Origin of the sequence: Runella sp. MFBS21, from assembly GCF_029433105.1 — a bacterium.
Lineage (GTDB): Bacteria > Bacteroidota > Bacteroidia > Cytophagales > Spirosomataceae > Runella.
This window is the reverse complement of sequence record NZ_JARNTW010000019.1, coordinates 38546-53147: the sequence shown is the minus strand read 5'-3', so window position 1 is coordinate 53147 and position 14602 is coordinate 38546. Positions and strand designations below refer to the sequence as shown.

Annotated in this window: 11 protein-coding genes; 7 read left to right on the top strand and 4 right to left on the bottom strand. The window is 43.0% G+C overall.

Annotation, left to right across the window (positions count from 1 at the left end; genetic code table 11):
• Positions 1–157 precede the first annotated feature (157 nt).
• Complete coding sequence (locus P1X15_RS25445) at positions 158–793, top strand: outer membrane lipoprotein carrier protein LolA (RefSeq protein WP_277340957.1); 636 nt, start codon at positions 158–160, stop codon at positions 791–793.
• A 41-nt stretch (positions 794–834) separates the two neighbouring features.
• On the opposite strand, the gene P1X15_RS25440 is transcribed toward P1X15_RS25445, so the two are convergent.
• On the bottom strand, positions 835–1542 hold the full coding sequence (locus P1X15_RS25440) for an SDR family NAD(P)-dependent oxidoreductase (RefSeq protein ID WP_277340956.1): 708 nt from the start codon (positions 1540–1542) through the stop codon (positions 835–837).
• A gap of 72 nt (positions 1543–1614) precedes the next feature.
• On the opposite strand from P1X15_RS25440, the gene P1X15_RS25435 reads away from it, so the two are divergent.
• A complete protein-coding gene (locus P1X15_RS25435) occupies positions 1615–2568 on the top strand; it encodes an aldo/keto reductase (RefSeq protein WP_277340955.1) in 954 nt (317 codons plus the stop codon).
• 4 nt (positions 2569–2572) lie between these two features.
• On the opposite strand, the gene P1X15_RS25430 is transcribed toward P1X15_RS25435, so the two are convergent.
• The 3 genes from P1X15_RS25430 to P1X15_RS25420 all read right to left on the bottom strand — a co-directional run bounded on the left by P1X15_RS25430 (position 2573) and on the right by P1X15_RS25420 (position 5394).
• Positions 2573–3859 (bottom strand): sterol desaturase family protein, encoded by a 1287-nt coding sequence (locus tag P1X15_RS25430; RefSeq protein ID WP_277340954.1) that lies wholly within the window; start codon positions 3857–3859, stop codon positions 2573–2575.
• A gap of 93 nt (positions 3860–3952) precedes the next feature.
• The gene (gene arsS, locus P1X15_RS25425; protein WP_277340953.1) at positions 3953–5014 is read right to left on the bottom strand and encodes an arsenosugar biosynthesis radical SAM (seleno)protein ArsS; all 1062 of its coding nucleotides are present in this window, start codon (positions 5012–5014) and stop codon (positions 3953–3955) included.
• A 44-nt stretch (positions 5015–5058) separates the two neighbouring features.
• On the bottom strand, positions 5059–5394 hold the full coding sequence (locus tag P1X15_RS25420; protein ID WP_277340952.1) for an arsenosugar biosynthesis-associated peroxidase-like protein: 336 nt from the start codon (positions 5392–5394) through the stop codon (positions 5059–5061).
• 275 nt (positions 5395–5669) lie between these two features.
• Here P1X15_RS25420 and rnr point away from each other — a divergent pair, with 275 nt between their 5' ends.
• From rnr to P1X15_RS25395, 5 genes are all read left to right on the top strand, one after another.
• The gene (gene rnr / locus P1X15_RS25415) at positions 5670–8033 is read left to right on the top strand and encodes a ribonuclease R (protein WP_277340951.1); all 2364 of its coding nucleotides are present in this window, start codon (positions 5670–5672) and stop codon (positions 8031–8033) included.
• Between the two features lie 231 nt (positions 8034–8264).
• A complete protein-coding gene (locus P1X15_RS25410) occupies positions 8265–8756 on the top strand; it encodes a heme-binding domain-containing protein (protein ID WP_277340950.1) in 492 nt (163 codons plus the stop codon).
• 63 nt (positions 8757–8819) lie between these two features.
• Positions 8820–11273: a TonB-dependent receptor domain-containing protein gene (locus P1X15_RS25405; RefSeq protein ID WP_277340949.1), complete on the top strand. Its 2454-nt coding sequence runs from the start codon at positions 8820–8822 to the stop codon at positions 11271–11273.
• 93 nt (positions 11274–11366) lie between these two features.
• The gene (locus P1X15_RS25400; RefSeq protein WP_277340948.1) at positions 11367–13832 is read left to right on the top strand and encodes a TonB-dependent receptor domain-containing protein; all 2466 of its coding nucleotides are present in this window, start codon (positions 11367–11369) and stop codon (positions 13830–13832) included.
• Between the two features lie 18 nt (positions 13833–13850).
• Complete coding sequence (locus P1X15_RS25395) at positions 13851–14591, top strand: SGNH/GDSL hydrolase family protein (protein WP_277340947.1); 741 nt, start codon at positions 13851–13853, stop codon at positions 14589–14591.
• Positions 14592–14602 lie beyond the last annotated feature (11 nt).

Here is a 14602-nt window from a genome sequence, read left to right as displayed (position 1 = left end):
ATTGGAAGTGGTAGAGTATTAATAAGGTTTCGTCGATTTATAAGCCATCAACTCTACACTTGTCTTAACTTTGTGGGCTGTTTTTCGTTTATAATGGTACAGTTTTTAAACTTTTGTTTTTAAAAGCTGTCTATAATGAGTAATTAAACCAACGACAATGAGAAAAATTTTGGTAGTAATAGCATTGGGTATAAGTCAACTCCTTCATGCTCAAACTGATAAACGAGCGGCGGCCATTTTGGACGCTATGAGTAACAAGTACAAGTCAATGACAACTTTTAAGGTGGCATTTACTTATACTAGCGAAGGAACCGGCCCCAAAGAAACCTTGAAAGGTGACGCTACGGTAAAAGGTACTAAGTTTCGCTTAAAAATGGCAGGTCAGGAGATTTTCAATGATGGTAAAACCATGACCACTTACATCAAGGAAAGTAATGAAGCTACTGTCAACAACTACGACCCTAAAGAAGTAGGAGATATCGACCCCACCAAAGTATATACCATTTACAAAAAAGGGTATAAGTATGTTTTTATCGAAGAAGTAACCGAGAGCGGAAGAGTGTATGAAGTAGTGGAGCTTTCGCCCGAGAAGAAAGAAAGCAAGGTGGCAAAAGTCCAAATCAAAGTTGACAAAAAAGACAAGTCCGTAAAAAGCTGGAAAATTACTCAGCGCAATGGACAGCGCGTGGTATTTAGAGTAGATAAATTTACTCCTAATGTCAGCGTAGAAGATAAATTCTTTGCCTTTGATGCCTCACAGTACAAGGGCGTAGAGGTAATCGACTTACGCTAGCAGAACAGGATATTTCCTAAAGCAGACGGCGGTATTGGAAGTTATTTCAACTTTCCAATGCCGCCGTCTATTCCAATAATCTGCCCTGTAATCCAACTCCCTTCTTCTGACAAAAGCCATTTGGCAGCACTTGCTAGTTCTTGGGGTGTTCCTACTCTTCCCAAAGGGTGACGCTTGGCCGAAGCTTCTCTTTTTTCTTCATTAGATAGCAAAGACGCCGCTAAGGGTGTATCTGTGAGTGAGGGTGCAAGCGCATTGCATCTAATTTTGGCAGGTGCCAACTCTGCTGCTAGGGAGCGTGTTAGCCCCTCTATGGCTCCTTTAGAAGCAGCAATAGAAGCATGAAATCCCATTCCAGTCTGCACGGCTACGGTACTAAAAAGCACGATTGAGGCGCCGTTTGCTTTTCTTAGTCGCCCAAGAGTAGCCTGAATCGCATTGATAGCTCCCAACACATTGATTTGAAAATCGTTCTTGAAATCTTCATTCGAAAACCGTTGAAAAGGCTTTAACTGAATCGTGCCAGGACAATACACTAACCCATGAAGGGGTTGAGGAAGCGTATCAAATAGCCCGTCAGGAAGAGGCTGTGATACATCCCATGTAAAATGCTGACTTAAAATCCCTTCTACAGGACGGCGCGAAGCCGTGAATAAATGAGCTTCTTCTGCTTGAAGTGTCTGGGCGAGGGCATGGCCGATGCCTGAACTTGCACCAATGATTAAAATGTTTTTTCCTTGAAACGACATTAGAAATATACTTTTGTCTTTTTTAACTTTTTATAATGGCAAAAGGTTTGAGAAATTAATCCACTAACTCATATGAAATATTTTGAATACCAAAATGGTGATAAGATGCCTTTGTTGGGCTTAGGCACTTGGAAATCGTCCAAAGGAGAAGTGTATAAAGCTGTAAAAACGGCCATAGAGCTAGGCTATCGGCACTTTGATTGTGCTATGCTTTATGGCAACGAAAAAGAAATCGGGGAGGCACTCCACGATTCTATCGGAGAGGGGGTAGTGAAAAGAGAAGATTTGTGGATTACTTCCAAACTTTGGAACAATAGCCACGAGCAAAAGTACATTTTGTCCGCTATTCAGACCACGCTCCACGACTTACAGCTCGATTATTTAGACTTATATTTAATTCATTGGCCTGTGGCTCTAAAACATGAAGTATCTTTTCCGCAAGTGGGTGCCGATATGGTGAGTTTGGAGGATGTGCCTTTGTCAGAAACATGGCAAGGAATGATAGAGTTGAAAGAAAAAGGGCTTGCCAAGCACATTGGTGTTTCTAATTTTAGCATCAAAAAAATAGAAGAAATTGCGAGTGCTACTGGACAGTACCCGGAAGTAAACCAAGTAGAATTACACCCCTTTTTGCAACAATGGCCCTTGGTGGAGTTTTGTAAAACCAAAGGGATTCACTTGACAGGCTATTGCCCGTTAGGCTCGGCTGATAGGCCTGCAAATCGCATTTTGGAAGGAGAGCCAAAGTTGTTTGAAAATCAAACCTTGCAACAATTAGCCCTTGCCAAAGGCTGTACTACGGCGCAATTGATGCTGGCGTGGGCCGTAAATCGGCAGACTTCTGTCATTCCTAAGTCCGTTAACCCTCACCGTCTTCAGGAAAATCTGGCAGCGGCTGACATAGACTTGACCGACGTGGAAATGGCTAAAATCAAACAACTAGACCTGCAATATCGATATATCAAAGGCAATTTTTGGTGCTTAGAGGGTAGTGATTATACCCTCCAAAACCTTTGGGATGAGTAAAAAATCAGTGAGAAAGAACAGACTCTTCTTGATAGTGAGTGTCTGTTTCTTTCTCTATTTCTGGCTTGCTCAACATCCATACAATAAGCGTAGAAGCCAAAAAATACCCTGCCAAGACAAAAGTAACCCAAGGTAGGCTGGTACTCATACCAAACCAATCTGTTTGGTAAATGAGCCAAAGCCCAATGGCATTCTTGGCACCCTCCCACATCCAGGCATAAGGATTACGATCCATAAGCTCTGTATAGGCAAATACACTCAAAAAAATAAACCCACCATACACAAAAATCAACGGGGAGCCGATTTGGGCGATATTGAGGAAAAAATAATTGATAAGGGCAAAAGTGAATAAGAACTGAAACCAAGTCCACACCAGCAGTTTTTTGGAAGCAGGAGGGGCATATTTTTGAAAGTGATAAGGGTCTTCGATTTTAGCGACGGGATACTTCTCCATCACATCAGCAGGGCGCCAACCCGTAGGCATCCACCAAATCCTGAGTTTGTCGCGCCAGCTTTGGGTGCGATAAGCATCTTGAATAAGCAGCCACAAGTGCTGAAAATTGATTTTGATGGGATTCCAAGTATTGGCTGGACGAGTGATACCATACACGGGAGGCACATCGGGCAATTCTTCTTGAAAAGTACCAAATAGCTTGTCCCAAATGATAAAAATCTGAGAGTGGTTTTTGTCGAGATATTCGGGGTTGAGCGCATGATGAACGCGGTGATGCGAAGGCGTAACGATAATATGCTCCAAGATGCCCATTTTGCCAATATAAATGGTATGATACCAAAATTGGGCAAACAAATGAAGAGGTGCTACTACTGCTATAACTTGAGGGTCAACTCCGAGCAAAGCCGCTGGTAATAGAAAAATAGTGAACAAATTCACAAACGAAGAAATGCTTTGACGTAAGGCACAGGCCAAATCAAATTCTTCGCTGCTGTGGTGGATGGCGTGTTTGTTCCAAAAGAAATTGATTTCGTGACTCAAGCGGTGTACCCAATAGCCAGAAAAATCGAGGGCGATAAAAGCTACTACATACGCCCACACGCTCGACTCAATTTTGTAAATGGCCAAGTGTTCTACCATCCAGCCGTAGGTTAGGATTGAAATGCTTATCCCTAGTACATCTTTGATGATGTTGGTATAGCCTGAGCTCATGCTTGAGAGCGTATCCATCGTACGAAAGGGGTGTTTTTTTACTGCCCATCCGTACCATTTTTCGAGGAGCACCAAGCCCAAAAAAATGGGCATGGCGATTAGGAGAATTTTGCCGTAAGTTTCCATTTGTACAAACAGTATTATGCTTGCATACTTTTGTACAAAAGTAAGAAAAAACAACATCAATCCTAGCGAAAGAAAAAGGCAATTTTTCTTTCGTTAGGCTACTTCGCCACCGCATGAGCTACCCGCGCCGGCAGTGCATCCATAACAATGCTGATTGAGGACGATAGGGCGATTGGTGAGGACTTGAAGGTTAAAATCTCGTAAATGTTTGGCGGAGCCATTTACTTTCAAATCAAGCATTTGATTGAAATCACAATCATACAAATACCCCTCCCACCCCACCGAGAGGGTATTGCGACACATGACATTGGCAGCAGCTACAGGGTTGAAAGAATTGACCAACTTCTCCATGTAAGAGCTATAATTTCCGCTCACCAACAGATAATCTAAAAAGCGACTAATGGGAATGTTAGTAATACAAAAAAGATGATTGAAAGCGATACTGTATTTGGCTTTGAGAACCCGTTTAAACTCTTTTTCAAGCCCTGCTTGTCCGCTTGGCAAAAACGCTCCTGCCGGATTATACACTAAGTTGAGTACTAAGCCAGAGCCTTCTTGGCCATAGCCTACGGCATTGAGCATTTGAAGGGCTTTGATAGAATCCTCAAATACGCCATCGCCCCGCTGAGAGTCGGTGCGAGAAGCCGTGTAAAAAGGCAAAGAAGAAACTACTTCAATACGGTGTTTTTTGAAAAAATCAGGTAAGTCGTGGTATTTTTTATTGGCCAAAATAATGGTCAAATTACATCTAACAATGATGTTAATACTTGGGCTTACGGCTCTGATTTGCTCAATAAACCACCGGAAATGAGGGTTCATTTCGGGAGCACCGCCTGTCAAATCAATGGTTTTGAAGGAGTGTTTTTGTAAAATATCCAAACACAGTTGAAGCGTTTCTTGGGCCATGATTTCTTTGCGGTCAGGCCCAGCATCTACATGACAGTGCTTGCATACTTGATTGCACATTTTACCCACATTGATTTGAAAAATATCAAGCTGAGTAGGAGTAAGCGGAAAAAGCCCAATGGGTTTTAATTGTTCGTGAAAAAGAGGCAAATGTTGCCCCAGTTTTTCGTCGTCGTTTAAGACGCGAAGCTGAAATGCCGTATCTCCAAGTTGATGTTTTTGAGCTTTGAGCGATTTGACAGGATTCATGACAGAATGTTGATGAGCGAGAAAAATCAAACAACCAAGCGCCTTTACATGGTAAGCTCTTTGGCTTTATTAATCATTTGAGTACTATGTACCAGGGTGATACCAGCGGCCATGACGGCTCCCACGTGTACGGCTTCCATCATTTCATCTTCGGAGCAGCCTTTTTCGAGGGTATCGGTGGTATAGGCGTCGATACAGTAAGGACATTTGAGCACATGAGCTACTGCGAGCGCAATCAGCGATTTCTCGCGCGAAGTAAGAGCACCTTCGGCAAATACGTCGCCGTAATACTTAAAAAAATCATTGGCCAAATCTTTAGCTCCAAACGAGCCAATGCTTCCAAATTTTTTGAGGTCTTCGGAATTATAGTAGGATTGCATAAAGTGAGGGGTGTAAAAGTGAATGAATAAAATCTATTGCATATATACGACAGAAATCAGGATATTGTTCGGAAAAAGCTTACTATAATTTTTGCATTTAGTCTATCTTGATGGGAAATGCACAGACTCAAAAATCCCTCAGTTGTAATGATTTTTTGAAAAAATTGGTTTATTTAAGAAATAAATTCGTATATTACTAAGGAACGCCTTAGAAGCGCTCTTTAGTAAATACATTAGTGATTAACCGTAGTGGCGGCTTTGGGTCGCCAGCATTTATGAAGAAAAAACAAAATACGCGCGGGCCTAAAAAAACGAAAAAGACCCGCCCCCAAAAACAGATTGTTTCTTTTTTGGATGAATTCAAATCAGAAATTGCTACTTTTTTTGAAATCAATAACGAACAACCCTTCGAACTTCATCAACTTCACACTCATTTTGACGCTGATGACCATAAATTGCGTCTGATTTTCAATGGATTGTTGGAAGAACTTATTGAAGAAGGCCGTGTAAAACGTACCGAAGAGGGGCTGTATGCTACCAATGTAAGCGCCAATGTGTTGATTGGAAAAGTAGAGCATGTCAACAAAAATTACGCTTTTGTCGTCTTAGATACGTCACCTTCCGAAAAAACACCCTTGTCCGAAAATACGGATGTATGGGTAGATACCGACGACTTACGTGGTGCTATCGATGGCGATACAGTGCGTATTACGCTATTTAGCGATTATCGGAGTGGCCGCCGCAGAGAAGGGCGTGTAGAAGAAATCATCGAGCGTGGTCGTACGGAGTTTGTGGGAGAAGTGGAGCTTTGGCCCAAATACGGCATCGTAACTATCGACAATCGCCGTATCTATGAAGATGTGTACATTCCAGAAGCAAAACTTAAAAATGCCCAAGACGGTGATAAGGTTTTGCTGCGGATTACGCAATATCCCACGCGTTCGCGCCGAATGGAAGGCGAAGTACTAGAGGTCCTCGGAAAAGCAGGTACCCACGAAACCGAAATGCACGCCATTTTGGCGGAGTTTGGGCTACCTTACCATTTTCCGGAAGAAGTCAATGCGGAGTCGGAAGCGATTTCGGAAGCCATCACTGCCGACGAAATCGCCCGTCGGAGAGACATGCGCAAAGTCCTTACTTTTACCATAGACCCCGCTGATGCCAAAGATTTTGATGATGCCCTTTCGGTGCAACTTCTCGAAAATGGCAACTATGAAATCGGCGTTCACATTGCCGATGTGACACACTATGTGCGTCCTGATACTGCCTTAGAACGTGAAGCTTATGCACGGGCTACGTCAGTGTATTTGGTAGATAGAACGATTCCGATGCTGCCCGAAAAGCTTTCTAACAATTTATGCTCACTCCGTCCTCACGAAGATAAGCTTACGTTTTCGGTAGTGCTAGAAATGAATGCCGAGGCAAAAATCGTAAACGAGTGGTTTGGCCGTACAGTGATTCACTCCGACAAGCGATTTACGTACGAAGAAGCACAAGAAGTACTCGAATGGGCGACTCGCCCTGAAGGTGAAGCAGCCGATACAGCCCCGCCGCTTACAGAGCCGAGCGAAGAAGCGTTGGGATATATGCCTGCTTTGACCATGCTCAATGCCTTGGCTCATAAACTTCGCGATGCTCGTTTTGCCAAAGGCGCTATCAATTTTGAAACAACCGAGGTTAAATTCAAATTGGATGAAAACGGCAAACCTTTGGGGATTTATACCAAAGTAAGAAAAGATGCTCACAAGCTCATCGAAGAGTTTATGTTGCTGGCCAATAAGCGGGTGCCAGAGTTTATCTATCGTCAATCGAAAGACAAAGCCGCGCCCAACACCATGATTTATCGTATTCACGAAGAACCTGATATGGAAAAACTTCGGGTGTTTGCGGCTTTTGCGGGGAGATTGGGGTACAAGTTGAAGGTAGAAAACGAAAAACTTGCCGCTCAATCGCTCAACCAACTCATGGCTGATTTGGAAGGCAAACCCGAACAAAACGCTTTGGAGCAATTGGCGATTCGAACCATGGCCAAAGCGCGATATAGCACCGAAGACGTGGGGCATTTTGGGTTGGCGTTTCGGCGATATTCGCATTTTACGTCGCCCATTCGGCGGTATCCCGATATGATAGCGCATCGCCTTTTGCAGCATTATTTAGATCAAAAGCCCTCGCCCGAACGGGCAGAATATGAGCCTGCTTGCAAGCATTCGTCGGCCCGTGAGCAGCTCGCCGCCAACGCCGAGCGAGCCAGTATCAAATACAAACAAGTGGAGTTTATGGCTTCTATGGAACCCAACCGCATCTGGGATGGTATCATTACGGGGGTTACGGAATTTGGGATTTTTGTAGAAATCACCGAAACGGCCTCCGAAGGACTCATTCGGATGAACGATCTCACCGACGATTATTACGAATTAGACAAAGAGAATTATCGACTTGTGGGGCAACGCTCGAAGCGATTCTATACTTTTGGGGATGCCGTGAAAGTTAAAGTCAAAGAAACCAATATCTCGCGCCGAAGTATGGATTTGATTTTGGCTGATGCTACGCCTGTTCGTTCGGCTTCATCGGGTAAAAAAGAACGTACTTTTCAACGAAAAACCGCTAGTAAACGCAGCACTGAACGTAAGCGAAAATAGTTTTTAGGAGGTTGTTGGCCTTCGCAAAGCACCTGACAAAGTCTATCAAAAAGGCTAGGTCAGGTGCTTTTATTTTAGTGTAAAATGGTTGACCATCAGTCTTTTTTAGGAGGCTGTCGGTGAAAAAGCGACCTCCGCCGATTATGGATAAAAATCATTTTTTGGGGTATTCAAGAACAGTATCTTTGTTGAAGAAAATTTTTTTTTTATACCTAAATTTCTTCCAAAATCATGTTGAAAAAAATCTTAATAGGCTTAGGCGTTGTATTGGTAGCAATACAATTGATTCGTCCCGAAAGAAATCTTTCCGACGACCGCACGTATGATGTCTCAACCAAGTATGCCGTTCCTGAAGATGTCAAGCAGATTTTAGCCGTGGCCTGCAACGACTGCCACAGCAACAAAACGGAGTATCCTTGGTATGCCAACATACAACCTGTAGCGTGGTTTTTGGACCATCACGTAACTGACGGCAAGCGTCACCTCAATTTTTCCAACTTTACTTCGCGTTCAGTAGCCTATCAAAACCATAAGTTTGAAGAAACCATCGAAATGGTCAAAGAAGGAGAAATGCCTCTGGCTTCTTATACCTATTTGGGTCTTCATGCGGGGGCTAATCTTACTGAACTACAAAAGCAAAGTCTTCTCAATTGGGCGCAAGCCAACATGGATTCGCTGAAGGCTCAATATCCTGCCGATAGCTTGGTGATGCGTCGAAAGTAGCGACTACTCATTTTTCCTTGATTGGGTGAGTACATCTCGCTTATCTGTTTCTTTATAGAAATTATGAAAACCATTACACCGCTCTTTTCAATTCTCCAATCGCTCGGATTTTTGACTCTTCTTTTGGTTGGTAGTCTTCAACTAGAAGCTCAAAATGCCAAAAAAGCCACCATTAAAGGTAAAATAGTAGATACTCAAACCAGCGCACCGCTGGGCTATGCGACGATTCGGGTACACAAAACCACCGATAGCTCATTGGTGTCGGGGGCTATTTCTGATGATAAAGGTCAATTTTTGGTAGAAGTGCCTTATGGTCAATATTATACAGTGGTGGAGTTTATTGGTTATAAATCTTTGAAAAGTGCGGCCTTTGAATTGTCTAAAGAACAAGCTGCGCATGATTTGGGAGTACTCAAGATTGAGACATCGTCGCGTACTTTGGATGAGGTAGTAGTGCAGGCCGAAAAAAGCTCTATGGAGCTGTCTCTTGATAAAAGAATCTTCAATGTGGGGAAAGATTTGGCAAATGCTGGAGGAACTGCCATCGATATTTTGAGCAATGTCCCTTCGGTGTCGGTCGATACCGAAGGTAATGTAAAGCTAAGAGGCAGCGATGGTGTGCGCATTTTGATTGACGGAAAGCCGTCGGGTTTGGTGAGTTTCAAAGGAGGTGCAGGTTTGCAGCAATTACAGGGAAATCAAATCGAACGCGTCGAAATCATCACCAATCCTTCGGCTCGCTACGAAGCGGAGGGGATGTCGGGGATTATCAATATTGTACTAAAAAAAGAAAGAAAGCAGGGTTTTAATGGCTCTTTTGAAGTAGTAACGGGCTTTCGACCCAATTTTGGGGTGGCAGCCAATGTGAATTATCGCAAAAACAAGCTCAATTTTTTCCTCAATTATGGTATTGCGTATCGGATACCTATCAGTGCAGGGAGGATATATCAGGAAGTATACGGAAAAGATACAACGGCGATTTTGCAACAAACCAACAATGGTGAAGTAAGAACCGTAGCCAATACCATCCGTGGGGGGTTGGATTATTTCTTTAACGACAAAAATATCCTGACAGCTTCTTATCAATTTCGTCGCACAGATGTACTTCGTATTACCAACAATCAATACAAAGACTATATCAATACACTCTCAAACTTAAACACGATTACTGACCGCCAACAACGCGAAACAGAAGCAGAGCCTTATTCGGAGTATGCTATCACTTATAAAAAGACTTACAATAAAAAGGGACAGGAACTCATTGCTGATGTACGCTACTTGACTTATTGGGAGCGCTCTGATCAAACCTTTACCCAAAGTAGTGTTTTTGCCAATGGAAGCCCGAATAAAAAAGGGGATTTGCTTCAAAAATCACTGAACGATGAATACGAAAATCAGTTGATTGCACAGTTGGATTATGTACAGCCGATTGGGAAGGATGGTAAGTTTGAAACAGGGCTAAGAAGTAGCTTTAGGGATATGGTCAATGACTATATCGTGACCCAACGCAACGAACAAGGGGTTTTTGAGCCCTTGCCTGGCTTGGACAATTATTTTATTTACAAAGAAAATATCCACGGAGTGTATGGCATCATCGGCAACAAAACCAAGAAGTTTAGCTACCAAGCTGGTTTGAGAGCCGAAATGACGGACGTCAAAACCATCCTCCAAGAGACAAACCAATCCAATCCGCGCCAGTACGCTAATCTTTTCCCAAGCGCGCATTTTACGTATAATATCAACCAAGAAAATGCTTTTCAGTTGAGCTATAGTCGTCGGGTGCGGCGGCCTACTTACAATGATTTGAGCCCTTATGTAACTTTTTCGGATCAGAGAAATTTCTTCTCTGGCAATCCCGACCTTAACCCAGAATTTACAAATTCGTTTGATTTAGGGCACATCAAATATTTTGAGAAAGGCTCGTTTACTTCCTCGTTATATTATCGTCATACCAACGGTAAAGTACTACGTATTAGGCGAGTAGACGCAGAAGGGTTTTCTAATACTCGCCCCGAAAACTTGGCTACCGAAGATGCCTTTGGAGCAGAGTTTACAAGTACTTATACGCCCTTTAAGTGGTGGAAGCTTGATTTTAACTTCAACTTTTTCCGAGCTATTACCGATGGTCAAAATCTTGATGCTACTTTTAAAGCCGATACTTATAGCTGGTTTGCCCGTCAAACGTCGCGTTTTAATCTTGCCCAAGGTACAGACTTACAAATTCGCGCCAATTACGAAGCACCTCAGCAGCTTCCACAGGGCCGCCGCAAGTCGCGTACCTTTGTGGATTTGGCTTTTAGTAAAGAAATTTTGAAGGGCAAAGGAACCCTTACTTTCAACGTGATAGATTTATTCAACTCACGTTATATGAGGACAGTTACGGAAGGACTTAATTTTTATACCGATGCCACGATGGGTATGCGCGCTCGCCAAATCAACCTGACCGTAATGTATCGCCTCAACCAAGCTTCTGGCGCTAAAAAACAAAAGAGTTTGATTAGCGGTGAAGAAGGATAACGCTCATTTTTTTTAGTAAATAGTAAGCGCCCCTGCCTTTTTAAAATAAGGTTTTCTAATAGACGGGTTGTGTTATCCTATTTTCTACATCTAATGAATATTTCTATCTACACCTTTTGTAAACCATTTTCTTCAAAAATTTTCCTCAGTGTTATCATTATAGGAGTAAGTTTTTTGGGAAAGGGATTGGCTCAAAATACGGGCAAATTAAAAATTACTGGCAAGGCAATTGATGCTCAAACCACTGCACCTTTGAGTTATGCAAGTATTCGGCTGTTTACCAAAACAGACAGTGCTTTTGTAACAGGCGCTATTACCGACGAAGCAGGTATGTTTAGCGTAGATGCGGCGGCGGGGGTATATTCGGGGGTATTGGAATTTATGGGCTACAAGTCTTACAAAATAACCCATATCCAACTTGCCAAAGACAATTCTCCTCTCGACCTGGGTGTGATAAAGATGACGCCATCGGCCAATGTGCTTGATGAAGTAGAAATCAGAGCCGAAAAAAGCTCTATGGAACTTACCCTCGACAAAAAGGTCTTCAATGTAGGGAAAGATTTGGCTAATTCGGGTGGAACAGCCATTGACATCCTGACCAATGTCCCATCTGTGGCAGTAGACGTAGAAGGCAATGTAAGCTTGCGAGGAAGCGGCAGCGTGCGTATTCTGATTGATGGAAGGCCGTCGGGTTTGGTGAGTTTTAAAGGCGGGGCTGGCTTGCAACAATTGCAGGGTAGTATGATTGAGCGCATTGAGGTCATTACCAATCCCTCGGCAAGATACGAAGCAGAAGGCATGGGGGGTATCATTAATATTATTCTCAAAAAAGACCGTCAACAAGGATTTAATGGGTCTTTTGATGTGATTTTAGGGCATCCTACCAATTATGGCGTAGCTGCTAATGTGAATTATCGTCGAAAAAACCTTAATTTCTTCGTTAATTATACGCTTTCCTACCGCGATACTCCGGGGCGCGGCTCTCAGTACCAAGAAGTATATCGAAATGATTCTACTTTTTTGACTCGACAAAATTCTGATAATAAAATCCAAGGAATGAACAACAGTGCCCGGGCTGGATTTGATTATTTCTTCAACCCTAAAAATATTCTGACGGCTTCTTACACTTGGCGTACAAGTAAAGGCAAACGCTATACTACTATCAATTATCGGGACTATGTATCCAATCTCAACAATCAACAAAGCATCACGAAGCGGACCCAAGACGAAACTGAGACGGAACCTAACTCGGAGTATTCGCTCAATTATAAAAAGACATTTGCCCGCGAAGGCCACGAACTTACCGCTGACGTTCGGTTTTTGAACAACTGGGAAAACTCCGACCAAATCTTTACCCAAAATACTTTCTTGCCTGATGAAATTACGCGTATCTCGCGGAATATCTTGCAGCGGTCGGTCAACGATGAAACCGAAAAACAGTGGCTCTTTCAGATAGATTATGTACATCCTTTCCGAAAAGACGGCAAGTTTGAAGTGGGTCTGCGAAGCAGTTTGCGGACTATGACCAACGACTATTGGGTACGAGAACAAAACGAGCAAGGCGTATATGTGCCTTTACCAGGGTTGACCAACAACTTCGTATATGAAGAAAACATCCACGCCCTTTATGGTATTTTGGGCAATAAAGTCAATAAGTTTTCTTACCAGTTTGGGCTGAGAGGAGAATTGACAGACGTGAAAACCACCCTCAAACAAACCAACGAAGTCAATCCCCGAAATTATTTTAATCTTTTTCCTAGTGCCCACTTTACTTATGAGCTGCCTAAGCAAAATGCCTTGCAAGTGAGCTATAGTCGCCGTACGCGTCGGCCTCGTTACAATGACCTGAGCCCTTTTATGACTTTTAGCGATAGCCGAAATTTTTACAGCGGCAATCCCGACCTCAATCCCGAATTTACGGATGCCTTTGAGATTGGGCATATCAAATACGTAGAGAAGGGCTCGTTTACATCGTCGTTGTATTATCGCTATACCACGGGCGAAGTGGAGCGTATCCGACGCGTAGATGCGCAGGGCAATTCTATCACTCGCCCCGAAAACCTTGCTACCGAAAATGCTTACGGTTTAGAGTTGACAAGTTCTTATAACCCTTTTGATTGGTGGAAAATCGATGGCAATTTTAACTTTTATCGGGCCATCACAGATGGTAGCAATCTCGACGCCCGCTATAAAAGTGATACCTATACGTGGTTTGCACGTTTGACTTCTCGAATCACTATTTTGAAATCAACGGATGTGCAAGTAAGAGGAAACTATGAAGCTCCTCAACAAACTACCCAAGGAACACGCCGAGAGATTGCTACTTTAGATTTGGCGATTAGTCGTGATATTTTTAAAAACAACGGTACCATTACGCTCAATGTGACCGATGTATTCAATTCGAGGAAGTTTCGTTCTACCACCTCAGGCGCTAATTTCTACACGGAAGGGAATTTTCAAGGACGTTTACGCCAAATCAATTTGACTCTCAGCTATCGACTTCGTCAGACAAAACTATCAGGCAAGAAAAAAGATGGTGACGATGACGGAGAAATGTAATTTTATTTCTAAAAATAGATGCAGCGACGTAAGTTTATCCAATCGCTAGGAGGGGCTACGGGCCTGAGTTTAGTCAATGAATCTCAAGCCTTATTATCCCCAAAATCACTGGTATTTTTATTTCAGGGGGATTCGATCACCGACGGAAATCGCGGTCGAAACCTTGACCCTAACCACATCATGGGACACGGATATGCGTATTCGGTGGCGAGTAGGATAGGAGCTGATTTTCCAGACAGAGGTTTTACGTTTTATAATAGGGGTATCAGCGGTAACAAAATCACAGATTTGCAGAAACGTTGGGAAAGTGATACCCTCGCCTTAAAGCCTGATGTGTTGAGTGTGTTGATTGGTATCAATGATGTCAATGCGATTATCAATAATGCCCCTGAAGCTACATCCTTAGAAACATTTCAGGGTATTTATCGTACTTTGCTTGAGGATTGCCGCCGTGCTAATCCTGAGATTTTGTTTGTATTGGGTATTCCGTTTGTGTATGGAGTAGGCAAGCGCGCCGAAAATTGGGAACAATGGCGTGACCTTACCCAAGCACGCCAAGAAGTAGTGCGAAAGTTAGCGGGGGAGTTTGATGCAGTAGTGGTGGATTATCCTGCTGTATTAGACAAAGCAATGCATCAAACTCCCGCCGAGTATTGGATTTGGGACGGGATTCATCCTACCGTTTTTGCCCACGAACTGATGGCTCGCGAATGGCTAAAGCAAGTAAGAAAACGGTTACGGTTTTTGAAGAAATATTAGCTAAATGAGTG

What these genes read in the sequence shown, in the direction of transcription:
- P1X15_RS25445 (WP_277340957.1), top strand. Translation starts at nt 158, where the DNA reads ATGAGAAAAATTTTGGTAGTAATAGCATTGGGTATAAGTCAACTCCTT.
- P1X15_RS25440 (WP_277340956.1), bottom strand. Translation starts at nt 1,542, where the DNA reads ATGTCGTTTCAAGGAAAAAACATTTTAATCATTGGTGCAAGTTCAGGC.
- P1X15_RS25435 (WP_277340955.1), top strand. Translation starts at nt 1,615, where the DNA reads ATGAAATATTTTGAATACCAAAATGGTGATAAGATGCCTTTGTTGGGC.
- P1X15_RS25430 (WP_277340954.1), bottom strand. Translation starts at nt 3,859, where the DNA reads ATGGAAACTTACGGCAAAATTCTCCTAATCGCCATGCCCATTTTTTTG.
- arsS (WP_277340953.1), bottom strand. Translation starts at nt 5,014, where the DNA reads ATGAATCCTGTCAAATCGCTCAAAGCTCAAAAACATCAACTTGGAGAT.
- P1X15_RS25420 (WP_277340952.1), bottom strand. Translation starts at nt 5,394, where the DNA reads ATGCAATCCTACTATAATTCCGAAGACCTCAAAAAATTTGGAAGCATT.
- rnr (WP_277340951.1), top strand. Translation starts at nt 5,670, where the DNA reads ATGAAGAAAAAACAAAATACGCGCGGGCCTAAAAAAACGAAAAAGACC.
- P1X15_RS25410 (WP_277340950.1), top strand. Translation starts at nt 8,265, where the DNA reads ATGTTGAAAAAAATCTTAATAGGCTTAGGCGTTGTATTGGTAGCAATA.
- P1X15_RS25405 (WP_277340949.1), top strand. Translation starts at nt 8,820, where the DNA reads ATGAAAACCATTACACCGCTCTTTTCAATTCTCCAATCGCTCGGATTT.
- P1X15_RS25400 (WP_277340948.1), top strand. Translation starts at nt 11,367, where the DNA reads ATGAATATTTCTATCTACACCTTTTGTAAACCATTTTCTTCAAAAATT.
- P1X15_RS25395 (WP_277340947.1), top strand. Translation starts at nt 13,851, where the DNA reads ATGCAGCGACGTAAGTTTATCCAATCGCTAGGAGGGGCTACGGGCCTG.